The sequence below is a fragment of the Nocardiopsis sp. FIRDI 009 genome, assembly GCF_003386285.1.
In the GTDB taxonomy this organism is placed as follows: Bacteria; Actinomycetota; Actinomycetes; order Streptosporangiales; family Streptosporangiaceae; genus Nocardiopsis.
The window spans coordinates 142,913-165,495 of the sequence record NZ_QPNC01000018.1 but is presented as its reverse complement, the minus strand read 5'-3'; the positions used below and the strand labels follow the sequence as shown (position 1 = coordinate 165,495).

Sequence of the window (22,583 nt, the reverse complement as noted above, 5' to 3'; positions counted from 1 at the left end):
AGCCGACCGATCGCATCGTTCGGGAGACAACGGTCGGCAGTACCAACGAATTGACTTACGAGGACGGCTCCACCTTCTCCTCGACCATGCTCATGTCCGGCCAGTTCGACTGGACGGCCGAGTTTGACATGGGCATCTTCTCGCGTGAGTACAGCACGCCCAACAGCGGGACGCACACGGTCCAGGTCAACTCGATCAGCAACTGCAACAACTCCTACGACACCCCCTACATCCGGCTGGAGCAGAAGACCTGGTACGGCTGGAGCGATCAGGGAACCAAAGAGTTCAGTTGCGGTGGTGGCACACTCAGATGGAGCGGCATGGAGTCTGACACCTACCGCTGGTTCCTGGGCATCGACGGCACCAGCAGCGGCAGCGACTACGGGCGCTACACCAGCGGAACCACGTACTACCCCTAAGCGACCGCATGCAACTCCTGAGGTCGGATCACCCAGGAGACGTGCCCTTGGGCGATCCGACCTCGACTTGTCATCGATGACTGAGGCCCCTGGTGACCTGTGCACCCTCCCGGCCACGCCGCCGACTTCGTGTGCGCCACCAGGGCCAGGTCAAAACTGCACCGATCAAGGCTCCAGCACAGTTGAGGATGACGTCGTCCACAGCGGTGATGCGCCCGGCGTCGAGAACGTACTGAAGAATCTCCACAGTGATCGACACGGCCCCTGACACGGCGAGCACTCTGGGAAAGCTGGCCAGCCTCCCTCCCAGCGCCAGGGGCAGCAACGCACCCAACGGCACGAACATCGCGATGTTTCCGCCGTTCTGGTAGAGCCCCGTCAAACCCCACCCTGCCGCCGCGATGTCAGCGAAGGGCACGAGTTCCACCCCGCCGCTGCTACCGGGGTTCACCAGGGTAATGATGGACATAAGCGCCAGCACACCCAAGGTGAGCGCATCGAAGGCGCTGTCCAAGGCGGCCTCTTTCCATTTCCGGTCACGCCGCAACCGAACCAGGAACAGGACAACGGCGATAAGAGCGAGTGGGAGTGAGAGGACGATAGCGGTACTTACCAGACTGGTTACGGACAAGAAACCCATCAAGTAAACTTACCCTGCTTCGGTTTGGCACTCCAACAGGTACAACATTCGGAGTTGCGGATCAGGAGCCCGCCCTTCAGCAAGGACTGCTCACCACACGTATCCAGTGCATCGCTTCGACCCGGTCACGAGAGTGGTGTCGGCACACAGGTCCGAATCTGTGGGTTCTTCTGCTTCGTTCATCTCTTTGGCTGACTCGGGGGTGCGCTACACCGCTTTGCGCGCAGCTCCTTCAGGTCGGGGATGTGGTTGTACAGCGTCCCGGGGCTGACACCGAGCAGCTTGGCGATGGAGGTCACTGAGTACTCCGGGTTGGGGAGCATGTCGCGGGCCGCGCGAATCAGGTCGGCGTTGACCACGCTCGGTCGGCCGCCGACGCGGCCGCGGGCGCGGGCGGCGGCCAGGCCCTCGTGGGTGCCGGCCACGATGAGCTCGCGGATGAACTCGGCCAGGGCGGCGAACACGTGGAAGACCAGCCGCCCGCCGGGGGTGGTGGTGTCGAGCTTCTCGTGCAGGGAGGTGAAGCCGATCTCGCGGGTGCGCAGGTCGGCGACCATGGTGACCAGGTCCTGGAGGGAGCGGCCGTAGCGGTCCAGGGAGGGGACGACGAGGGTATCGCCGGGGTTGAGGAAGGCGTGGCACGCCTTCAACTCGGGGCGCTCGTCGGTGCGGCCGGACTTGGTGTCGGCGAAGATCCGACGGCACCCGGCCGCAGTGAGCGCGTCGAGTTGGCGGTCAAGCTTCTGCTCGCGCGTGGAGACGCGGGCGTAGCCGATGCGGATCTCGGTGAGCACGACCGGTTCGGCCGCGAGCAGGTCCGATGGCTCGTGCGCGGAGTGCTCCATGCCCGCGATTCCCTCAGAAAACGGCCTGGGAGGGTTGTTGAATCCTTCTGGTTTCTGAAGGGGTTTTTGAAGGCCCTGGGTAGCCTCTGCCCTCGCTCGCCACAGGCTTCAGAAAACGTTGGTTATTTGAAGGACCCGAGCTGTTCGGCCACGGTGAAAGGTAGGACGACTCCGCGGTCATCCTCGCCCGGACCCCGATGACCGTCCCGGCGGGGTCGTCGTCTTCGTCGTCCTGCTCCGCCTCGTTCTGGTGGCGGTCGGCCGCCGACTGCGCCCGGGAGCCGAACCCGCTCTGCGCCGTGTCCGACTCGGGGTCGCGGGCTGCGGCGGACTGGATCCGCGCGGTAGCGTCCTTGTCCATCTCGGTGTGCCTGCCCATGGCCTCTACCTACCCGCCGACCAGCCCGTTGCCCCTTTCCGGCTTATCTTGTCCACCCCCCTGGATACGCGCCGCCCCCACCCGGATCGGCCACCTGTTCCCCCGCCTGCCCGGCCAGTCCGAGTACAACCGCCACCTGCGCGATCTGGCCCCGGCCCTGCTCACGGCGGCGATGTGGCTCGCCCGGGCCGTGCCCACCTGGTGGGAGAACCTGCGATTGATGGACGGCACCCCGGTACGCTGCGGAGCCCCCAAGGTCACGGTGGACCGCTCGATGCTGGGTGAGATCGCCGGATACGGGCGGGACGTGTCCCACCACGCGTTCTACTGGGGCGCCAAACTCATGCTCATCACCACCACCGACGGGGCGGTGTGCGCCTTCTCGTTGGCCCACCCCAAGGAGCTGGACGAACGTCAACAGGCCCTGCACCTGCTCCACGTTCAGGACTGCGCCCCGGGTCCGGCCCCGATCGTGTGCGACAAGGGCTTCGCCGGGGTCGGGATCGAGAACGCGGCGGCCGATCTGGGCCATGTGCTCATCCGCCCGGTGCGCCAGGACGAGCCCGCACCCGGGGTGGAGGTGTTCCCGTCCTGGTTGCGTCAGCGGATCGAGGCGGTGATCTGGACGCTGAAGAACCAGCTTGGGCTGGAGCGGCACGCGGCACGCACCACGGAGGGGCTGTGGGCCAGGGTGTGCCAGCGCATCGTGGCGCTCAACGCCGTGATCTGGCACAACTGGTTGATCGGTGCCCCGGTCAAGCGGTCGTTGATCGCCTACGACCACTGACCAGGACACACAACAACCCCCATCAACGATCTAGAGGAAACGGACCCCCTGGGCCAGCGGCAGCTGCCCGCCGTAGTTGACCGTGTTGGTCGCCCGCCGCATGTACGCCTTCCAGGAGTCGGAGCCGGACTCGCGCCCGCCGCCGGTGTCCTTCTCACCGCCGAAGGCGCCGCCGATCTCCGCCCCGGAGGTGCCGATGTTGACATTGACGATCCCGCAGTCCGAACCCGCCGAGGACAGGAACCGCTCGGCCTCGGCCTGGTCCTGGGTGAAGATCGCCGACGACAGCCCCTGCGGCACGCCGTTGTGCAGCGCCACCGCCTCGTCCAGGGTGCGGTAGGTGAGCACGTACAGGATCGGCGCGAAGGTCTCCTCCTGGACGATCTCGGTCTGCCCGGGCATCCGCACCACGGCGGGGTCCACGTAGTAGGCGTCCGCCGCGGCCTGCTCCAGGCGGCGCCCACCGCCGACCAGCACGTCTCCGCCGTCGGCCTTGGCCTGCTCCAGCGCCTTGACCATGCCGGAGTACCCGCGCTCCCCGATCAGCGGACCGACCAGGGTCGACTCCTCGAACGGGTCGCCGATCCGGTCCCGGAGCTGCTTGTAGGCGTCCACGACGCGCTCGGTGACCTCGTCGGCCACGTCCTCGTGCACGATCAGACGGCGCAGCGTCGTGCACCGCTGCCCGGCTGTCCCGGCGGCGGCGAAGACGCTGCCGCGCACCACCAGGTCCAGGTCGGCCGACGGGGCGACCACGGCCGCGTTGTTGCCGCCCAGCTCCAGCAGGCACCGGCCCATCCGCGCGGCGACCCGGGGGCCGACCGTCCTGCCCATCGCGACCGAGCCGGTGGCTGACAGCAGCGCCACCCGCGCGTCGTCCACGAGCGCCTCCCCCACCTCGCGGCCGCCCAGCACCACGGTGTGGACGTCCGAGGGCGCGCCGACGTCGGCCGCGGCGCGCATGAGCAGCCCGTGGCAGGCCAGCGCCGTGAGCGGGGTCAGGTCGGAGGGCTTCCACACCACCGTGTTGCCGCAGACCAGAGCCACACACGTGTTCCAGGACCACACGGCGACGGGGAAGTTGAACGCCGTGATCACGCCGACCACGCCCAGCGGGTGCCAGGTCTCCATGAGGCGGTGGCCGGGGCGTTCGGAGGGCATGGTGCGCCCGTACAACTGTCGGGACATGCCCACGGCCAGGTCGCAGATGTCGATCATCTCCTGGACCTCGCCGAGGGCCTCGGAGGTGATCTTGCCCGCCTCGATCGTCACGAGTTCGGCCAGGTCCGCCTTGTGCTCCCGCAGCAGTTCGCCGAACCGGTGGACGAGCCTGCCGCGCTCGGGTGCGGGCGTGTCCCGCCAGCTGGCGGTGAAGCACTCGTGGGCGGTCCCGACGGCCCGGCCGACGGAGGCGGGGGTGTCGAACTCGACCGGGAAGAGGATCTGACCGGTGATGGGTGTCCTCGCCACCCCGGCCGCGCCGATGGGTTCGCGCAGGCGGTCGACTCCGCACCGTTCCAACGCGGTCCGCGCGCGATCGGCGAGGACGTCGGTGTCGGGAAGGGCGCCAGTGTGCATGTGTTGCTCTCTCCGTTGAGAGGGACGGTATGTCAGTTCTCACACTGCCAACTCCGAGCCCGCCGGTCCACCCCCGGTGTCGAGGTTGTGGACAACGGCGGCGGCCCCCTCCCGGCGGCCCGGACCGGTGGCGTTACACTCGACCGGCCCGCCCGCGCGCACCGCGCCCATCCCCCGACCAGCAGACAGGGAACCGTGCAGCACGACACCACGCCCGAAGAGGTTCGCGCCCGACTCCCCCAACCCGAACGAATCCTGGCGCGGTCCGGGTTCGCCGCCGCCGGACCCCTGTTCGCCGCCGACCTGGCGGCCAGCACCGACCTCGGCCAGGCCAGGGAGACGGTCGCCGCGCACGCCTCCCGCCTGTGGACCGAGGCGACGCGCGCGGAGGCCGGGGACACCGACGACCGCCCCCTGTACTGGGCCCGGCTGGTGCTCTCCGCGCGGCTGCGCGCCTGGCGGCCCGACTTCGCCCTCACCGACGGCCAACGCGCGGACCTGCTACGTCTGCTGGAGTGGGAGTCGCGGGGCTTCTCCGACATCGACTTCCCTCCGGGGGAGCGCTGGGCGCGGATCGTGGTGACCGGCTTCGACCCCTTCCGCCTGGACGAGGACGTGGAGTGCTCCAACCCCTCCGGGGCCGCCGCGCTCGACCTGCACGGGTGGACCTTCCCGGCGGGGGAGCGCACCGCCGTGGTGCGCGCCGCGATCTTCCCCGTGCGCTGGTCGGACTTCGACTCCGGTGTGGTGGAGCGGGCCCTGGGCCGCCACCACGCCGACGCCGACGCGGTGGTCACCCTGAGCCGGGGGCGTCCCGACCGGTTCGACCTGGAGGTGTGGAACGGCGTGTGGCGCGGTGGCGGCACCGACAACGAGGGGCGCACCGGTACGGGTCGCGCCCCGGTGCCGGGACCGGAGGCGCCCGAGTGGACGCGCTCCTCCCTGCCCTTCGAGCGGATCGTCGAGCGCGCCGCGGGTCGCCACCCGGTGGTGGCCAACACCGAGGTGGTCGAGGTTCCGGCCGGATCGGCAGAGGAGATCCGCCGTCCGCAGGGCCCCACGGAGGGGTCGGCCGCCCGCGCGGGCGGCGGCGGGGACTACCTGTCCAACGAGATCGCCTACCGCAACACCCTGTTGCGCGACCGCTCGGGTCGGTCGGTTCCGGCCGGCCACGTGCACCTGCCCCGGACGACGACACCGGCCGAGCACGCCGAGGCGCTGGCACAGCTCCGAAAGATCGTGGCGGCCGTGGTCGGCTGACCCCCTCTCCCGAACCGGGGCGCCCGGCCCGGTGACCGACCCTGGTAGCCGCCGCTGTGGGTGTCCATGGGCATGAACGGGACCATGCCGCCGTGGGGCACGAGGATGCTGACGACGGGGGCGCCGATGGCCGCGCCCTCCACCATTTCGTGACACTCCGTGCCGAGCGTGCCGTGTTACGGCTACTCCGGGCGGGACTTTCGATATGGTCCCTTCGTGGCTGTCACCTCACTGCGACGCAAGGTCTCCGTCGGCGCGGCCCTGGGACTCCTTCTGGTCCCCGGCTGCCACGTCGCCGAGCACACACAGCCCCACGCCGAGGCGATCGGTTTCCCGGTCGACGAGGTGCCGGGCGCGACCGTCGGCGAGCACGTGGTGGAGACCGACCACAGCGTCGTCGGCTACCGTTATCCGCTCCTGGGCGCGGGCCACCCGCTCACCCGGGAGGTGCGCACCGTCATGGCCGAGCGGCAGACCGCCTTCCTGGAGGACCTGTCCGGGAACGGGCGGCCCGAACTGCGGCAGGACGTGTCCCTGCTCGCGGCGTCCCCCCAGGTCGTCGGGGCACGGCTGACCGCGGTGTCCACGGCGGGCATGCGGGAGAGCCGGGAGGCCACCACGCTGTGGTTCGACGCCGACAGCGGAGCGGTCCTGCCCTGGACGGCCCTGTTCCGCGACGAGGAGGCCGTCGAACGCGCCCACGTCCTGTTGGCCGACGTGCTGCGGGAGGACTACGACCTGCCCCTGGCGGACCTGCCCGGGGTGGTCGGCGAGGCCGCCCGGCGCGCCGAGGAGGAGGCCGGGGCCACCGACGAACCGGAGAGCGCCGAGGCGTCCCCCGACACCGCGGGGGCGGCGGGGGCCGGAGCGGCGGCGCCGACCGGAGCCTTCGACGCCGAGTGGGCGCGGGAGGCCGCGGACGCCTGGTCCGGCTCTCCCCTGGAGGACGTCGCGTTCAGCACCGCGGGCGGGTTGGCGGTGCGGCTGGACCCCACACGGATGCCCGGAACCGGCCAGGTCTCCGACGTGATGCTTCCCGTGGCTCCGGAGGAGGCCGAGGAACTCCTGTCCGAGCTGGGCTTCCACGCCCGTGAGGCGGCGCTGTCCGGCCCCGACCCGGACGTCTTCCTGGAGGAGGGGCCCTCCGGCGAGGGCGGCAGTCTGGACTGCGAGCGGCTCAGGTGTGTGGCGCTGACCTTCGACGACGGCCCCGGCGAGCACACCGACGCGCTCATGGACACCCTCGCCGAGTACGACGCACAGGCGACCTTCTACGTTCTGGGCTCCCTGGTCGAGGAGTTCCCCGAGGCGCTGGAGCGGATGGCCGCCGAGGGGCACGAGCTGGGCAACCACACGTGGGAGCACGACGACCTGAGCGGCATGTCGGCCGAGGACATCGAGGCCGACATGGCGCGCACCAACGCGGCGGTGCGCGACGTGATCGGGGTGGACCCGCCGTCCATGCGGCCGCCCTACGGCGCGTTGAACGGGACCGTGCGCGAGACGGTCGGCATGCCGATCATCCTGTGGGACGTGGACACGATGGACTGGCGCAGCCGGGACACCGACGAGGTCGCCGCGCACGCCATCGAGCACAGCACGTCCGGCAGCGTGGTGCTCTTCCACGACATCCACGAGTCGTCCGTGCGGGCGATCCCCGAGGTCCTGGACGAGCTGCACCGGCGGGGGTTCCACTTCGTGACGGTCACCGAGCTGTTCGAGTCGGGGTTGGAGCCCGGCGACGTGTACACCGACGCCCGGCACGGGTGAGCCGCGCGGCCCGACCGGGCGAACGCCCCGGGCGGGCCGCGCGGCCGTCGGGGCCGGGCGGGCCGCGGCGGTCAGAGCATGCGGCGCAGGACGCGCTCCTTGAGGTCGGTGATGGGCGCGTAGGCGACCCGCATGGTGTCCAGGAACAGGGACTTGTCGAGCACCGACTTGGTGTGCGAGAAGGTGTCGACGGAGGCCGCCGCGTGGTAGGCGCCCATGCCGCTCTCGCCGACACCGCCGAAGGGCAGGTCGGGGACGGCCAGGTGGGCGATCGGCAGGCCGAAGGCCAGCGCCCCGGAGGAGGTCTGGGTGGTCAGCCGGCGCTTGGTCTCCTCCGAGTCGGTGAACGCGTACAGGGCCAGGGGCTTGTCGCGTTCGTTGACGAAGGCGATGGCGGCGTCCAGGTCGGGGACGCGGACGACCGGCAGGACGGGGCCGAAGATCTCCTCGGCCATGACGGGGGTGTCGGCGGTGACGCCGCTGAGGACCGTCGGGGAGATGTAGAGCTCGTCGCGGTCGTGGTCGCCCCCGACGACGACGGTGCCCGAGTCGAGCAGGGCGGTGAGCCGGTCGAAGTGGCGTTCGTTGACGATCCGGCCGTAGTCGGGGCTGGTGCGGGGATCGTCGCCGAACATCTCGGTGATGGCGGCGGCCAGCTCGCGCTCCAGTTCGTCGGCGGTGTCGCCGACGGCCAGGACGTAGTCGGGGGCCACGCAGGTCTGTCCGGCGTTGGTGTACTTGCCCCAGGCCAGGCGGCGGGCGGTGGTGGCCAGGTCGACGCCGGGTTCGACGATGACGGGGCTCTTGCCGCCCAGTTCCAGGGTGACGGGGGTCAGGTGCTTGACGGCGGCGGCCATGACGACGCGGGCGACGGCGCCGTTACCGGTGTAGAAGATGTGGTCGAAGTGCTGTTCGAGCAGGGTGGTGCTCTCGGGGACGCCGCCCTCGACGACCGCGATCGCCTCGGTGTCCAGGTGGCGGGGCAGCAGTTCGGCCAGGGCGGCGGAGGTGGCGGGGGCGAGTTCGCTGGGCTTGACCAGGGCGGTGTTGCCGGCCGCGATGGCGCCGACCAGGGGCGCCAGGGACAGGTTCACCGGGTAGTTCCAGGGCGCGATGATCAGGACGGTGCCCAGGGGTTCACGAACCCGGCGCGCCCTGGCCGGGGCGAGCGCCATCGGCACGAAGACCCGCTGGGGCCGCAGCCACGACGCCAGGTGTTTGAGGGTGTGGTCGATCTCGTTGACCACGAACCCGATCTCGGTGGTGTGCGCCTCGACCGGGCTCTTGCCCAGATCGGCCTTGAGCGCCTTCTCCAGGGTGGGGCGCTCCTCGGTGAGCAGGCGGCGCAGGGCGCGCAGTTGGTCGCGGCGCCAGGAGAGCGGTTTGGTGCGACCGGCGGCGAACGTGGCGCGCAGGCGGTCGACGATCCCGGGGATCGCGGAGGTGTCGGTCAGCGGTTCGCTGGGGGCGTGGGTGTCGGTCATGGGCCGATACTAAACGAAAATGTTTCGTTTCCAACAGGGTGGCTGGCATAGGATTCCTGGCATGACCACGGACCATCTGCCCGAGGCGTCCGGCGCCCCCTCCCGGGGGCGGCCGCGGGACGCCGCCCGGGACCGCGCGCTGATGGACGCCACGCTCACCGAACTCCAGCTGCACGGGTACAGCGGCCTGACCACGGCCGCGGTCGCCAAACGCGCCGGGGTCTCCACGGCCACGCTGTACCGGCGCTGGCGGTCGAAGGAGCACCTGGTGGTGGGGGCCGCCCAGGCCTGGGCCGAGGACCTGGGGCCCGACCTCGACACCGGAAGCCTGGAGTCGGACCTGAGCCGGGTGCTGCACGACAAGGCCCGCGCGCTCGACGGCCCCTCGGGACGGCTGCTGCGGGCGATCGTAGGCGAGGCCGCGCACAACCAGGCGCTGGCGGACGTGCTGTTCGACGCGTTCGTCATGCCGCTGCAGAACCGGGTGGCGGCGCTGCTGGAGCGGGCGGCCGAGCGCGGGGAGATCTCGCCGGTCGAGGACCCGGTGGTGGTCGGCGAGATGGTGATCGGACCGATGGTCACCCACACGTTCCTCATCCCGCACGTGCCCGGGGCCAACCCGGGCGCGGACATGGCCGACCGACTGCTGCCGTACCTGATGCGCGCCCTGGGCGCGGAGGGGTAGCCGGTGGTCGGCCGGGCGTGGGTCACGTGGGACCGGCCGTTCCCGGTGGGGTACGCGCTGACGCGCCGTTCCTGGAAGGGGACACAGCTGTGGGGACGGTGCGCGGACGTCGAGGGCCTGTTTGTCGCCCCCGGGGACGCGACGGGAAGTCCGTTCCGGCTCATCGGCTGCGAACCCGCCACAGCGCTGGTCGACGCCCTGCGCCGCGCGGACGATCGCGCCCCGGTCAGGGTTGAGCTGTGCCCACTGGACGCGAGCGGGCGGGAGATGCAACGGTTCTCGGTCACCCTGGACACGGCGGGAGCCCAGCCGTCGGCGACGGGCGGCGCGCTCCTCGACATCCCCATCGCCGACGGGGACGACAAGCGTCTCCCAGTGACCGCGCGGCCGGTGTGGGACCTGTGGCGAAAGGGCGTCCCGACTTCCCTCAACCAGTGGACCGCCTTCTCCGCCGAGGGCAGGAACGCGTGGCTCCGACTGGCGCTCCACCTGCACTTCACCCGCGCCGACACCCCGCTCCCGCGCTCGGGTGGCGAATACCACCTGGACGGCCGGGCCGTCAGCGACGTCCCCGGCCTGCACTGCGCCCTGGGCGAGGCGCTCGACGGCCCCGGCGGCTACTACGGATCGGGTATGGACGCGATGCGCGACTGCCTGTCCGGCGGGTTCGCCGCCGAGCCCCCCTTCCGGCTCGTGTGGCACGACGCCCGAGCGTCACGGCGCGCACTGGCCGACGTCCGCCTCGCCCCTGAGGGACGGCTCGGCTACTTCGACGACGTCTTTCGCACCCTGCGGCGTTTCGGCGTCATCGTCGAGCTGTGCTGAGTCCGCACACCCCACTCTTCAATGTGACCCTGGTCATAGTTTGCGGGGGTCGCAGTACCTCCTTCCTCGAAAGACTTCTCCCCCGCCGCCTCACGCCCGGTGAAGTGGCGGTCATGCGCGGGTAAGCGGCGCGGCAACTGGAAAGGAGTCGGGAGGACCGTCGAGAGTGTTCCGCTCTGGGGAGGAAGAGCCGGGTGGACGAGGCCCCCCTGTACCTGCGACCGCGGTTGGAACCCCCGCTGGCGCCCCTCCTGGACTCGTCCGACCTCCTCCACACCCTGGTCGACGCGCTCGGATCCCCCCTCGACGTGCTGTTACCCGACCGGATCGCGGCCAACGCCGAGCGCTTCGCCGACGTCCGTCGCGCCCACCGGCTGGGCGGGCGCGAGTTCTTCGCGCACAAGGCCAACCGGTCCAGCGCCCTGGTCCGGCACCTGGCGGCGACCCGCGCGGGCGTCGACGTCGCCTCACTCGACGAACTGCGGCACGCGCTCGGCGCCGGGTTCACCGGCGACCGGATCGTGGCCTCCGGCCCCAAGGGACCGGAGTTCCTGTGGCTGGCCGCGCTGGTGGGCGCCACCGTCCACATCGACGGCCCCACCGAGCTGGACACCCTGGCCGGGATCGTCCGCGACCATCGGCTGGCCCCGGTGCGCGTCCTGGTCCGGCTGTCCGGGTTCACCTCGCCGGGAGTGGCGATCCGCTCGCGCGAGAGCCGCTTCGGCGTGCCCGCCGCGGCCCTGGACGGCCTCCTGGACGACCTGGAACGGCACCGCGACGCGATCGACCCCGTCGGCACCGCCTACCACCTGGACACCGTCAGCCTCGACGAGAAGGCGGTCGCCCTCGAAGGCTGCCTGCACGCGATGAACACCCTGCGCGCCCGGGGCTTCCAGCCCAGGATCGTCGACGTCGGCGGCGGGTTCGGGACCGGCTACGTCGAACACCGGGACGAGTGGGACCGCTACACCACCGAACTGACCCGCGCCGTCCTGGGCGAGCGACCGCCGCTGACGTGGGGCGGGCACGGCTACGGCCTGCGCGCCGAGGGCGGCACCGTACGCGGGTCGCTCGGCCTGTACCCCGCCCACCGCCCCGACGCGGGCCCCGCCTACCTGGACGCGCTGCTGTCGCGGACCGCGCCGACCCTGGGCCGTCCGCTGGGCGGTCTGCTGCTGGAGAACCTCTACGACCTGTACGTCGAACCGGGCCGCGCCCTGCTCGACCAGTGCGGCCTGACCCTGGCGCGCGTGCTGGAGACCCGCACCACGCGGGCGGGCGAGCCCGTGCTGCGACTCGCCGCCAAGGCCACCGACATCGGGCTGGAGGACCACGGCGTGCTCGTCGACCCGCTGCTGCTGGACAGGGGCGGCAGCGGCCCGGCCGACCCCGCCGACGCCAAGGAGCCCGCAGGTGTGTTCCTCACCGGGAGCCTGTGCCTGGAGAGCGACCTGATCACCCGCCGCCGGGTCTTCCTCCCCCGCACCCCATGCCCCGGCGACCTGCTGGCCTTCGCCAACACGGCGGGCTACTGCATGGACTTCGCCGCCACCCACGCCCAGCGCCAACCCCCGGCGCGCAAGGTCGCGATCGGCGGGGGGCCGGGGCGCTGGCGGTGGACGCTCGACGAGGAGTACTGGCCGGTTCCGCGTCCGGAAGGAAGGTCGGCGTGAGGTACGACAGCATCACCGACGCCATCGGCGACACCCCGCTCGTGCGCATAGACCCGGCCGTGCACGGCCTGCGCAACATCGACCTGTACGCGAAGCTGGAGATGCTCAACCCGTTCGGCTCGGTCAAGGACCGGGCGGCGTGGAACATGGCACGGCCGGGGCTGGCCGAGGCCCGGCGGTCCGGCGCCACGGTCGTGGAACTGTCCAGCGGCAACACCGCCAAGGCGCTGGCCGCCATCGCGGGGATGCACGGTCTGCCGTTCCGCAGCGTGACCAACCGGATGCGGGTGCCGGAGATCAAGGACCTGCTCCTGCTCCTGGGGGCGCACATCGAGGAGCTGCCCGGGCGGACCGAGTGCCTGGACCCGACCCTGACCGACGACCCGCTCACCCTCATCCACCAGGAACTGTCCGCGCCCGACAGCGCCCACCTGCACACCGACCAGTACTTCAACCCGCGCAACGCCGACGCGCACGCGGCGGGCACGGGGCCGGAGATCGTCGCCGACCTGGGCGGACGTGCCCCGGAGTACTTCGTGGCGTGCGTGGGCACCGCGGGATCCTCCACGGGGGTGGCGCGGGTGCTGCGCGAGCACGACCCGGGGACGCGGGTGGTCGGGCTGGTCGGTGCCAAGTCCGACTTCATCCCCGGCATCCGCACCATCGACGAGGTGCACGAGGTGGGGCTGTTCGACCCGGGCGTGTACGACACGATCGAGGACGTCAGCGCCGAGGACGCGGTCGAGGGGATGCTGACGCTGGTGCGCCGGTGCGGGATCCTGGCCGGTCCGACGGGCGGTGCGGCCTACTTCGGGGCGGTGCGGCACCTGCGGGAGGTCGACGCGACGCTGACCGGGCGGGCCACGGCCGTGTTCATCGTGTGCGACCGGTGCGAGAGCTACCTCAGCTACGTGCGGCGGCTGCGCCCGGACCTGTTCCACCGGCCGCCCGAGGCCAACTCGGTGGCGAGCCTGACCGAGGAGGAGGTGCTGGCCGCCCCGGCCCTGGACGTGGCGGAGGCGCGTGGCTGGATCGCGAAGGAGCGGCCGCTCGTCGTGGATCTGCGCAGCCCCTTCGCCTACGCGGCGCTGCACATCGAGGGATCGGTGAACATCGTGGACGAACTGTTCGACGAGATGCTGCGCGGCGGGCTGCCGTTCAGTACCCGGCAGCCCGTCCTGTTGGCATGCCCGGTCGGTGAGCAGTCGGCGCGCTACGCCGCGCTGCTCACCCGGATGGGTCACACCGACGCGCGCAGCCTGGCGGGCGGGATCATCGCCTGGCGCGACGCGGGTGCCCCGCTGGTGCGTGATTGAGGTGGGGCGGGCGTGGGAGGAGCTCGGGAACTGGCAGCGGCCCCTGCGCGAGCAGTTCCCGATCATCACCGGGCACCCGGACCTGGCCTACCTGGACAGCGCCGCGACGTCGCAGAAGCCGCGCGCGGTGCTGGAGGCGGTCCAGGAGTACCTGGTCACCGGCAACGCCAACGCGGGGCGCGGCACCTACCCCTGGGCCAACGCGACGACGACGATGGTGGAGGACACCCGGGAGCGGGTCAAGGCGTTCCTCGATGATCCGGAGCCGGCGCGATCGGCGGTGCACTTCGTCGGCGGGACGACCGAGGGGCTGCGCAGGATCGCCCTGGACTGGCTGACGGGGTTCCTGGCGGACGGGGACGAGATCGTGGTGCCGTTCGCCGACCACCAGGCCAACCTGTCGCCGTGGCTGGAGGCGCGCGATGTGCTGGCGCGGCGCGGGATCGGGGTGCGGGTGGTGGAGATGCCGAGGCAGGCGGGGTCGGGTGACTACGACACCGACGCGCTGGCCGCGCTGGCCGGGCCCCGGACGCGGTTCGTGGCCGTCACCCACGTGCACCACGTCTACGGGGGCGACATGAACGTGCACCGCGTGCGCGCGGCGGTCGGACCGGACGCGGTGATCTGCCTGGACGCGGCGCAGAGCGTGGGGCACCTGCCGGTGTCGGTGGCCGCGTCGGACGTGGACTTCGTGGTCTTCTCCGGGCACAAGGCGCTGGCGCTGCCCGGGACGGGGGCGGTGTGGGCTCGGCAGGCGCGGGGGCCGCGGTTCTCCCCCGGCGGGTGGGACGGCACGCCGAACACGGTGGGGATCGCCAGTCTGGCGGCTGCGCTGGACTGGTTGGACGAAGCCGGACTGGAGCGGATCGACCGTTGGTGCGCGGGGCTGGCGGCCCGGCTGACCGAGGGGCTGAGCGAACTGCCCGCCTTCGAGGTGCTGGGGTGTCAGCTGAGTCTGGCCGAGGACTCCCCCGTGCAGCGGCGTACGTCGATCGTCGCGTTCCGGCACGAGCGGATCGACTCGGGGGATCTGGGGTTCATCCTGTTCAGCCACGGGTTCATGGTGCGGTCGGACAGCCACTGCCAGGCGGGGGCCCAGCCGGGGGAGGGTTCGGTGCGGGTGAGTCTGCACGTGTACAACACCGTGGCGGAGATCGACGGGCTGTTGGCGGTCCTCCGGGAGTTGTGAACATGGAAACCACTCCCATGAGGTCACGCACCGCGCTAACCTCTCCACCATGAGTGACGTTGCTTACGAGCCCCGGATGGAGCCGCGCCAGGTGGCTCCGCAGTTGAACACGGCCCTGGCCGCCCTGCACGACAAGGCGGTGGGCTTCCTGGACCCCCTGCTGACCGAACTCGTGCTGGTGCGGGCCGCCCAGTTGAGCGGCAACGCCCACGGCGTGGACCGGCACACCCAGACCGCCGCCGGGAAGGGCGAGAGCGACCGGCGCCTGCACGCGGTCGCCGTGTGGCGGCAGACCGACCTGTTCACGCCCAAGGAGCGGGCGGCGTTGGACCTGGCCGAGGCGATGACGGTCGCCGGGGGCGGCCCCGTGCCCGACCGGGTGTGGGAGGAGGCCCGGGCGCGGTTCAGTGAGGGCGAACTGGCGCACCTGGTGTTCTCGATCGCCACGGCCAACGCGGTGAACCAGGTGGACGTGGCGGTGGGGCGTCGGCCTGAGTGATCCGCGGCCCGAATGTCGTCGGGGGCGTTCGGTGAGGACACCGGACGCGCCCTCGTTCGTTGGTCTTTGTTTCTGGTTCGGTGAACTGAAAGGCCACCTTTACGGCGTAGATTCATTACCGGTGAGTCGGACAGGCAACCCTCCCCACGCGGGAGGAGGCGCACGATCATGCCATCGGTCACCCGGTCACGGCCGCCGGACGCCCAAGGACACGGCGGGGGCTTCGACCGAACCGGAGCCACCGGTGGGCCCCGCCGCTCTCTACCGGACCGCTGAGGCCAGTCGGTCGGCGGCCTCGTGGGCCTCGCGCACGCGCTCCTCGAACGCGCTCCGGGCCGCGCGCAGCGCGTCCTCCCTGCGCAGGTCGTGCGGGAGCGGGCCCGCGGGGTCGGAGCCGCTGTGCGCCAGCAGGTCGGTGTAGTCATCGGTGTCTTCGGCCAGCCGGGAGAGCTGCTCCCACTCCCGGTAGGCGGTGAGCGCGGCGTCCACCGGTCGCACGTACGCGGCGATCTGGTCCAGCCGCCGGTCCACCTGGCGGTTCGCGGCCTCCACCGCCCGCGCCCTGGAGTGCGTGGCCGCGCGGACCCGGTCGGAGACGGCTTCCGCCTCCATCCTCCGGACCTCCTCGGCCAGCGGCGCGATCCGAGCCAGGTCGCACGCCACGAGCCACTCCTGTTCACGCAGGACGACCAGTGCCGACCGGCCGTCGAAGGCCGGGATCAGGCGCTGGGCCCGCGCCACACGGTCACAGGCGTCCTGGACCCGGCGCAGTTTCCCGCGCGCCCCGTGTCCGAGCCTGGCGCGGTCGACGAACCGGTCCGCGGGCACCACGTACTCCGCCACCTTCCCGACGAAGAAGACGAAGGACACGAAGCGCAGCAGGTGGACGAGGAGGAAGGAGAAGAAGGCCCCACCGAAACCACTCATCCCGATCCCCCACAGGGACCACAGGAGTCCGAAACCGAGGGTCGACAGCTCCCCCTTGATCCCGTCCTCTCCCAGGCGCACCGGGATGTAGAGGAACAGCCCGAGGACGCCCACCACGATGGACAGCGTCGCCGCGTCCAGGACGAAGTCGCACACGGCCATCGCGCCCAGAGTGGCGGTGAAAAGGCGATCCCGCCCGTGATCAGACGCTCCCGCCGGGTCCGCAGCAGCCGCGGCCGCGTCCCTGGCGGGGCCTTCCGGACCTCGGCGGCGCCCGCGCGCAGCCCTCGGAGCATCTCCTCGGGCAGGGTCGGGTCGAACACGGAGCGTGTGTCGTCGTGCTGCCCGAATCCCATCGACTCGAGTTCCCTCCAGTCGTCTTCATCCGTCAGGTCGTCTCGCATCGTGGGGAAACCCTTCCGTTCTGTCACGTGTCGGGAGGACGCGACGGAACGTGAGACGCGGCGGGGGTCGGGATGGTTGCGTGTTCACAGGACGCACGACTCAGACGACCGACTCAGTCATGAGACGAACAGCGGTTTCGGACTGGAAACCGCTGTCGATGCTCAACGCCAGCCACAGGCCCAGCGCGTACTCCACCTGCGCCATGTCGGTGTGGTCCAGGTACCCCACCGGGTGACCGACCACGTAGCTGGTGTCGATGGTCCGGATCTGGTCGGTGAGGGCCGGGGTGTCGCGTCCGGTGATGTGCAACCGGGGCCTGAACAGCGCCGCCTGGGCACTGGTCGATGTGGGGAGGACGGTTACCGTGGACCACACACGTGGGCCATCGCTGACGACCACCCCCAAACGGCGTCCACGCTGTTCATGGCCGCGCTTGGCGTCCCCCGACTCAATCGGGTAGACAGCGCCTCGGATCAACGGGGCCCCTCCCGACGTGCGCTCACGGTCGTGTCAGTGCCGATAACGCGGATACGACCGTCGGCCGTGTACTCCCATTCGTCCGGATCATCGGCAGGATTCTCGCCGGATTCGGCGATACGGATCATGTCCTCGTAGGCTCTGCGCCGTTCTTCCTCCCTGGCCAGGGAGCGCAGTCCACGCCGGATCAGTTCGCTGGTCGACTCCCCCGGGCTCTTCAGACGTTCGATGAGTTGTGTGTCCGCTTCCGTGGGTCGAAATCCGGTGCTCATACCTCCAAGGTCCAACAAATGTTGGACACTCCTCGTACGTCGGCCCCGCGCACACCCCCGGGAGGGTGCGCGGGGCCGACGACGGCGCCCTAACGGGCGGGCAGGATCCGTCCCGTCACCTCGCCGAAGTGCACCCTGGTCCCGTCCGGCCCGGGCGCGGTCGCGGTGATGACCACCTCGTCGCCGTCCTCCAGGAAGGTGCGCTCGGTGCCGTCGGGCAGCCGCAGTGGTTCCTTGCCGCCCCAGGTCAGCTCCAGCAGGCACCCGCGCTGCTCGCGCTCGGGCCCGCTGACCGTGCCCGAGGCGTACACGTCGCCGGTGCGCAGCGACGCCCCGTTGACCGTCATGTGCGCGAGCTGCTGGGCGGCCGTCCAGTACATCGTGGCGAACGGCGGACGCGAGACCACGTGACCGTTGATCCGCACCTCCAGGTCCAGTTCCAGCCCCCAGGGCTGGCTGCCGCGCAGGTAGGGCAGCGGTTCGGGGTCCTGGGCGGGCTGCTCGACGCGGGCCGACTCCAGTGCGGCCAGCGGCACGATCCACGGCGAGACCGACGTGGCGAAGGACTTGCCCAGGAACGGGCCGAGCGGCACGTACTCCCACGCCTGGAGGTCGCGCGAGGACCAGTCGTTGAGCAGGAACACCCCGAAGACGTGGTCGGCGAAGTCGTCCACGGCGACGCGCTCGCCCATGCGGCTGGGCGTGCCCACGACGAAGCCGACCTCGGCCTCGATGTCCAGGCGCGCGGAGGGCCCGAACAGGGGCGCGGGCTCGGTCGGGGGTTTGCGCTGTCCGGTGGGGCGCACGATGTCGGTCCCCGAGACCACGACGGTGCCCGCGCGTCCGTGGTAGCCGATGGGCAGGTGCTTCCAGTTGGGCGTGAGCGGCTCCTGGTCGGGCCGGAACATCCGGCCGACGTTGCTCGCGTGGTGCTCCGAGGCGTAGAAGTCCACGTAGTCGGCGACCGTGAACGGCAGGTGCAGGCGCGCCCGGGACCGCTCGACCAGGTGCGGCCGGATCGCGTCGGCGTGGCCGGGGTCGGTGAACCACGTGGTCAGGGCGGCGCGTACGGCGTCCCAGACGGGCCGTCCGGCGGCCAGGAGAGCGTCGAGGTCGGGCCGGGCGACGGTGTCGGCGAACGGCGCGTCCAGGGCGCGGGCGGCGGCGCCGAGGTCCAGGACGTGGTCACCGATCGCCACGCCCGTGCGCGGCGCGGGGTCGGTGTCGGTGCTGAACACCCCGTAGGGCAGGGTCGCCGGGCCGAACGGCGCGTCCGGGTCCAGGTCGAGCCAGGTGTCGGGCATCATCGCTGCTTTCTGTGGTGGTGGTCAGTGCGGCCGGGGGTCGGGGACCAGGGCGCCGAGGGTGACCAGATCCTCCAGGGGTTCGACGACGCTGCACGTGCCGAAGGAGACGAACCTCGCACGCACGGCCTCGGCCTGGTCGGGGGTCAGCCGGGCGGCGGCGTCGACCAGGGCGGCGCCGTCGCGGTCGGCGAGGATCCCGGTCAGGTCGTCGGTCCCGGCGCCGTCGGCGGCTGCGGCGGTGGCGACGAGCAGGTTGAGGAACCCGTGCTGCTCGAAGCCCTCGGCGGTGGTGTGGCGGACGGCGTGGTGCAGCCCGGCGGTGCACTTGAACGGGAGTCCGCGGGCGAGGACGGCGGTCACGAACGCGGCGAGTTCGGCCTCGCCGGGGTGGGCCTCGGGGGTCAGGCCGCCGGTGCGGAACTTGGCGCTGTGGCCGGTGCCGACCAGGGCGTCCAGGTCAGCGGGCACGTTCCCCGCGCGGGAGACCTCCACGAACCCGGACGCGCCCGGCGGCAGGTGGCGGGTGAGGTGCCCGGCGACGGTCGCGGCCGCGCCGGGTTCGGCCGCGGCCTCGACCCCGACCAGCCGCAGGGCGGGATCGGCCAGGACCGACTCGACGGCCGGGCCGATTCCGTCGGGGCCGCCGGGGACGGTGACCGCGACGGCGAGGGTCTCGTGGGCCGGTTCCTCCCGGGCCAGGACGGCGCGGAGTTCGGCCACGCGGCCGTCGGCGACCAGGAACGGGCCGACGTAGCCGTCGCGCCACCCGGAGCGGTACCCGCGGTGGGCGGGCACGGCCTGGCCCATGGGGGCGTTGCCGGGCGGGAAGAGCGCGGCGTCGTCGAACAGCTGGTGGTAGAGGGGGTGGGTCACCGGTTCCTCCTCCCTCCGGCCCAGGTCCAGGCGTAGCCGCCGTCGTCGCTGGCCAGGCCGCCCTCGCCCAGGTCGAGCGGGCGGAAGGTGTCGACCATGACGGCGAGTTCGTCGAAGTAGTGCACGCCGACGCTGCGTTCGTAGGCGCCGGGCTGGGGGCCGTGGGAGTGGCCGCCCGGGTGCAGGGAGATCGACCCCTGACCGATGCCGGAGCCCTTGCGGGCCTCGTAGTCGCCCCCGCAGTAGAACATGACCTCGTCGGAGTCCACGTTGGAGTGGTAGTAGGGCACGGGGATGGACTCGGGGTGGTAGTCCACCTTGCGGGGCACGAAGTTGCAGATGACGAAGTTGTGCCCCTCGAAGACCTGGTGGACGGGCGGCGGCTGGTGGACGCGGCCGGTGATCGGCTGGAAGTCGTCGATGTTGAACACGTACGGGTACAGGCAGCCGTCCCAGCCCACGACGTCGAAGGGGTGGGTGGGGTAGGTGTAGCGGGTGCCGGAGATGCCGCCGGGACCGTCGCCGCGGTGCTTGATGAGCACGTCCACGTTCTCTCCGTCGACGAGCAGGGGCTCGGAGGGCCCGCGCAGGTCGCGTTCGCAGTAGGGGGCGTGCTCCAGGAACTGCCCGTAGCGCGACAGGTAGCGCTTGGGCGGCGCGATGTGGCTGTTGGCCTCCACGACGTAGGCGCGCAGGGGTCCGTCGCCGGTGGGCACCCAGCGGTGGGTGGTGGCGCGCGGCAGGATGACGTAGTCGCCGCGGCCGACGTCGAGGGCGCCGAAGACGGTCTCCACTCGGGCCTGGCCGGACTCGACGTAGACGCACTCGTCGCCGATGCCGTTGCGGTACAGCTCCGAGGGCGCCCCGGCGACGACGTAGGAGATGCGCACGTCGTCGTTGCCCAGGACCAGGCGGCGGGACCCGACGACGTCGGCGGCCTTCCAGTCCCGGTCGGTGAAGAGCGAGTGCAGCCTCAGGTGGCGGGGCACCAGGGGCGCGTTGCGGGTGCGGGTCAGGTCGGGCAGCTCCCACTCGGCGGCGTCGACGATCGCCGACGGGATGGCGCGGTGGTACAGGAGCGAGGAGTCGCTGGAGAAGCCCTCCTCCCCCATCAGCTCCTCGTAGTACAGGCCGCCGTCGGGGTTGCGGTGCCGGGTGTGGCGGGTGCGGGGCACCTCGCCCACCTTCCGGTAGTGGGCCATGGCGGTGATCTCCTTACCGTGGTCGTCGAGCCGTGGTGGGTCGGGATCAGCGGGTCGTGGTGGTCCGCGGGTGTCGCGTGCCGGGCTCGGCCCGGTCGGACGCCAGGCCGAGGGCGGCGCGCAGGGCCGCGCGGAGGGCGGCGGTGTCGGTTCCGGGCACGACGGCGGCGATGTGGGCGTCGGGGCGCACGACCCACACCTGCCCGGGGGCGGGGTCCAGGGCGCGGGTGAGGGCGCCGGTGGTGTCGACGTCGGCCAGGTACAGGGCGGTGGTCGGGGCCGGGCAGGCGTGCTCGGCGGTGGCGCGGACGCGGTCGAGGAGGGCGGCGGGGTCCTGCCCCTCGGGGGCGCGGCCGAGCAGGAGGGTGAGGCCCTGGCGCAGGAGGGGGCGCAGCCGGGTGGGTCGCGCGGAGCCGGGCAGGACGGCGGGCGCGTCGGGCAGGATCACCCCGGGACAGGGGACGGGGGCCTGTCCGCGCGGGGGGCGCCCGCCGAAGGGGCGTTCGGGGCAGGGGGTGGTCAGGGCGGAGTCGGTGTACCAGAAGGGTTCGGCCAGGCGTCCGGAGTCGACGTGCGGGTGGGCGGAGGGGTCGGTCAGGGCGCGGTCGAGGACGCTGAGCCTTCGGTCGTGCTCCTGGGGACCGTGGGGGACGAGGAAGCGCATGGTGGCGCTGGTGACCTCGGCGTTCTCCAGGGCGGCGGCGTGGCGTTCGGTGTGGTAGCTCTCCAGGAGCTCCTCCCCCGCCCATCCGGCGCGTACGTAGGCGAGCTTCCAGGCGGCGTTCTCGGCGTCCTGGACGCCGGAGTTGAGGCCGCGGGCGCCGAAGGGGGCGACCAGGTGGGCGCAGTCCCCGGCCAGGAGGACGCGGCCCGCGCGCATGCGGTCCACCACGCGGGTGTGGAAGCGGTAGACCGAGTTCCAGACGATCTCGTAGGGGGTGTCGCCGATGATCTGGCGGATACGGGCGTCCAGGCGGCCGGTGTCGCGTTCGGCGTCGAGGTCGAAGTCGGCGGGGACCTGCCAGTCGATGCGGAACACCGAGTCGGGGCAGGGGTGGATGAGCACCTGGCGGCCGGGGTTCCACTCGGGGTCGAAGTAGAAGCGGCGTTCGCGTTCCCAGCCGGGCAGGTCGGCGCGGATGTCGCAGATGAGGAAGCGGTCGTCGAAGGAGGTGCCCTCGAAGCCCAGGCCGAGCGCGTCGCGGACGACGCCGCCGTGCGCGCCGAGGCAGGCCAGGGCGTGGGAGCCGCGCAGGCGGACCGGCCCGCCGGGGGTGGCGCACTCGACGTCGACCCCCTCGTCGTCCTGGGTGAGGCCGGTGACGCGGTGGTTCCACAGGGTCGGCACGCCGGCCTCGTCCAGGAGGTGGTCGAGGACCTGCTCGGTGCGGGACTGGGAGATGTTGACGAAGGGGGGCAGGGGCGAGGCGCCGGGGTCGGGCAGGCGGACGCTGAACAGTTCGCGGTCGCGGTAGAAGGTGCGGGCCGTGTCCCAGGTCAGGCCCTCCTCGGCGATGGTTCCGGCGCCGAGCCAGTCCCACACGTCCAGGACGTCGCGCTGTTGGCAGATGGCCTTGGAGCCGACGGCGTCGCGTTCGGGTCTGGTGTCGACGATCCGGACGGGCACCCCGCGCCGGGCCAGGAGCAGGGCCGCGGTCTGGCCGACCGGCCCCGCGCCGAGCACCAGGACGGGGTCGGCGACGGTGTCGGCGGGGGGTCGTGGAGCTGGAGGGCGCATCGTGGGCTCCGTTCGGCGTGGGGCGCCCGTGCG

22 protein-coding genes are annotated in these 22,583 nt (G+C 71.7%); 10 read left to right on the top strand and 12 right to left on the bottom strand.

What is annotated here, in order from left to right; genetic code table 11:
• The first annotated feature begins 50 nt into the window (after positions 1-50).
• A complete protein-coding gene (locus DVR05_RS16060; RefSeq protein ID WP_157982455.1) occupies positions 51-419 on the top strand; it encodes a hypothetical protein in 369 nt (122 codons plus the stop codon).
• A gap of 70 nt (positions 420-489) precedes the next feature.
• On the opposite strand, the gene DVR05_RS16055 is transcribed toward DVR05_RS16060, so the two are convergent.
• The 3 genes from DVR05_RS16055 to DVR05_RS16045 all read right to left on the bottom strand — a co-directional run bounded on the left by DVR05_RS16055 (position 490) and on the right by DVR05_RS16045 (position 2,283).
• Positions 490-933: a VanZ family protein gene (locus DVR05_RS16055; protein ID WP_157982454.1), complete on the bottom strand. Its 444-nt coding sequence runs from the start codon at positions 931-933 to the stop codon at positions 490-492.
• 305 nt (positions 934-1,238) lie between these two features.
• The gene (locus DVR05_RS16050) at positions 1,239-1,904 is read right to left on the bottom strand and encodes a recombinase family protein (protein WP_116246695.1); all 666 of its coding nucleotides are present in this window, start codon (positions 1,902-1,904) and stop codon (positions 1,239-1,241) included.
• Between the two features lie 13 nt (positions 1,905-1,917).
• Positions 1,918-2,283 (bottom strand): hypothetical protein, encoded by a 366-nt coding sequence (locus DVR05_RS16045; RefSeq protein WP_116246694.1) that lies wholly within the window; start codon positions 2,281-2,283, stop codon positions 1,918-1,920.
• Here DVR05_RS16045 and DVR05_RS16040 point away from each other — a divergent pair.
• Positions 2,282-3,070: a transposase gene (locus DVR05_RS16040; protein ID WP_232832171.1), complete on the top strand. Its 789-nt coding sequence runs from the start codon at positions 2,282-2,284 to the stop codon at positions 3,068-3,070. The genes DVR05_RS16045 and DVR05_RS16040 overlap by 2 nt on opposite strands.
• A 30-nt stretch (positions 3,071-3,100) precedes the next feature.
• Here DVR05_RS16040 and DVR05_RS16035 read toward each other — a convergent pair whose 3' ends face one another.
• Positions 3,101-4,648: an aldehyde dehydrogenase family protein gene (locus DVR05_RS16035; RefSeq protein WP_116246693.1), complete on the bottom strand. Its 1,548-nt coding sequence runs from the start codon at positions 4,646-4,648 to the stop codon at positions 3,101-3,103.
• A 195-nt stretch (positions 4,649-4,843) separates the two neighbouring features.
• Here DVR05_RS16035 and DVR05_RS16030 point away from each other — a divergent pair, with 195 nt between their 5' ends.
• Positions 4,844-5,908, top strand: coding sequence for a pyroglutamyl peptidase (locus DVR05_RS16030; RefSeq protein WP_116246692.1), 1,065 nt, complete (start codon positions 4,844-4,846; stop codon positions 5,906-5,908).
• Between the two features lie 216 nt (positions 5,909-6,124).
• Entirely contained in the window at positions 6,125-7,678 is a 1,554-nt protein-coding gene (locus DVR05_RS16025; protein WP_116246691.1) for a polysaccharide deacetylase family protein, read from the top strand.
• Positions 7,679-7,749: 71 nt separating this feature from the next.
• On the opposite strand, the gene DVR05_RS16020 is transcribed toward DVR05_RS16025, so the two are convergent.
• Positions 7,750-9,162: an aldehyde dehydrogenase family protein gene (locus tag DVR05_RS16020; protein ID WP_116246690.1), complete on the bottom strand. Its 1,413-nt coding sequence runs from the start codon at positions 9,160-9,162 to the stop codon at positions 7,750-7,752.
• A 61-nt stretch (positions 9,163-9,223) separates the two neighbouring features.
• Here DVR05_RS16020 and DVR05_RS16015 point away from each other — a divergent pair, with 61 nt between their 5' ends.
• The 6 genes from DVR05_RS16015 to DVR05_RS15990 all read left to right on the top strand — a co-directional run bounded on the left by DVR05_RS16015 (position 9,224) and on the right by DVR05_RS15990 (position 15,349).
• The gene (locus DVR05_RS16015) at positions 9,224-9,847 is read left to right on the top strand and encodes a TetR/AcrR family transcriptional regulator (protein WP_198659209.1); all 624 of its coding nucleotides are present in this window, start codon (positions 9,224-9,226) and stop codon (positions 9,845-9,847) included.
• 3 nt (positions 9,848-9,850) lie between these two features.
• Positions 9,851-10,672: a barstar family protein gene (locus tag DVR05_RS16010; RefSeq protein ID WP_116246689.1), complete on the top strand. Its 822-nt coding sequence runs from the start codon at positions 9,851-9,853 to the stop codon at positions 10,670-10,672.
• Positions 10,673-10,866: 194 nt separating this feature from the next.
• Positions 10,867-12,345, top strand: a complete 1,479-nt coding sequence (locus DVR05_RS16005; protein WP_116246688.1) for a Y4yA family PLP-dependent enzyme — start codon at positions 10,867-10,869, stop codon at positions 12,343-12,345.
• A complete protein-coding gene (locus DVR05_RS16000) occupies positions 12,342-13,661 on the top strand; it encodes a pyridoxal-phosphate dependent enzyme (RefSeq protein ID WP_116246687.1) in 1,320 nt (439 codons plus the stop codon). Before DVR05_RS16005 ends, DVR05_RS16000 begins: the two co-directional genes overlap by 4 nt.
• Positions 13,654-14,850 (top strand): aminotransferase class V-fold PLP-dependent enzyme, encoded by a 1,197-nt coding sequence (locus DVR05_RS15995; protein WP_232832170.1) that lies wholly within the window; start codon positions 13,654-13,656, stop codon positions 14,848-14,850. The genes DVR05_RS16000 and DVR05_RS15995 overlap by 8 nt, the downstream gene beginning before the upstream one ends.
• 49 nt (positions 14,851-14,899) lie before the next feature.
• The gene (locus DVR05_RS15990) at positions 14,900-15,349 is read left to right on the top strand and encodes a carboxymuconolactone decarboxylase family protein (protein WP_116246685.1); all 450 of its coding nucleotides are present in this window, start codon (positions 14,900-14,902) and stop codon (positions 15,347-15,349) included.
• A 261-nt stretch (positions 15,350-15,610) separates the two neighbouring features.
• Here DVR05_RS15990 and DVR05_RS15985 read toward each other — a convergent pair whose 3' ends face one another.
• From DVR05_RS15985 to DVR05_RS15960, 7 genes are all read right to left on the bottom strand, one after another.
• Complete coding sequence (locus tag DVR05_RS15985; protein ID WP_116246684.1) at positions 15,611-16,438, bottom strand: hypothetical protein; 828 nt, start codon at positions 16,436-16,438, stop codon at positions 15,611-15,613.
• Between the two features lie 342 nt (positions 16,439-16,780).
• The gene (locus DVR05_RS15980; protein WP_116246683.1) at positions 16,781-17,158 is read right to left on the bottom strand and encodes a type II toxin-antitoxin system PemK/MazF family toxin; all 378 of its coding nucleotides are present in this window, start codon (positions 17,156-17,158) and stop codon (positions 16,781-16,783) included.
• Positions 17,155-17,430 carry a hypothetical protein gene (locus DVR05_RS26625; protein ID WP_157982453.1) on the bottom strand — a complete coding sequence of 92 codons (276 nt, stop codon included), beginning with the start codon at positions 17,428-17,430 and terminating at the stop codon, positions 17,155-17,157. The genes DVR05_RS15980 and DVR05_RS26625 overlap by 4 nt, the downstream gene beginning before the upstream one ends.
• 89 nt (positions 17,431-17,519) lie before the next feature.
• Positions 17,520-18,734: a fumarylacetoacetase gene (gene fahA / locus DVR05_RS15975; protein ID WP_116246733.1), complete on the bottom strand. Its 1,215-nt coding sequence runs from the start codon at positions 18,732-18,734 to the stop codon at positions 17,520-17,522.
• A gap of 24 nt (positions 18,735-18,758) precedes the next feature.
• Positions 18,759-19,610 (bottom strand): hypothetical protein, encoded by an 852-nt coding sequence (locus DVR05_RS15970; RefSeq protein WP_116246682.1) that lies wholly within the window; start codon positions 19,608-19,610, stop codon positions 18,759-18,761.
• Positions 19,607-20,812 carry a homogentisate 1,2-dioxygenase gene (locus DVR05_RS15965; protein ID WP_116246681.1) on the bottom strand — a complete coding sequence of 402 codons (1,206 nt, stop codon included), beginning with the start codon at positions 20,810-20,812 and terminating at the stop codon, positions 19,607-19,609. Before DVR05_RS15965 ends, DVR05_RS15970 begins: the two co-directional genes overlap by 4 nt.
• Positions 20,813-20,858: 46 nt before the next feature.
• Positions 20,859-22,550 (bottom strand): FAD-dependent monooxygenase, encoded by a 1,692-nt coding sequence (locus DVR05_RS15960; RefSeq protein WP_116246680.1) that lies wholly within the window; start codon positions 22,548-22,550, stop codon positions 20,859-20,861.
• Positions 22,551-22,583 lie beyond the last annotated feature (33 nt).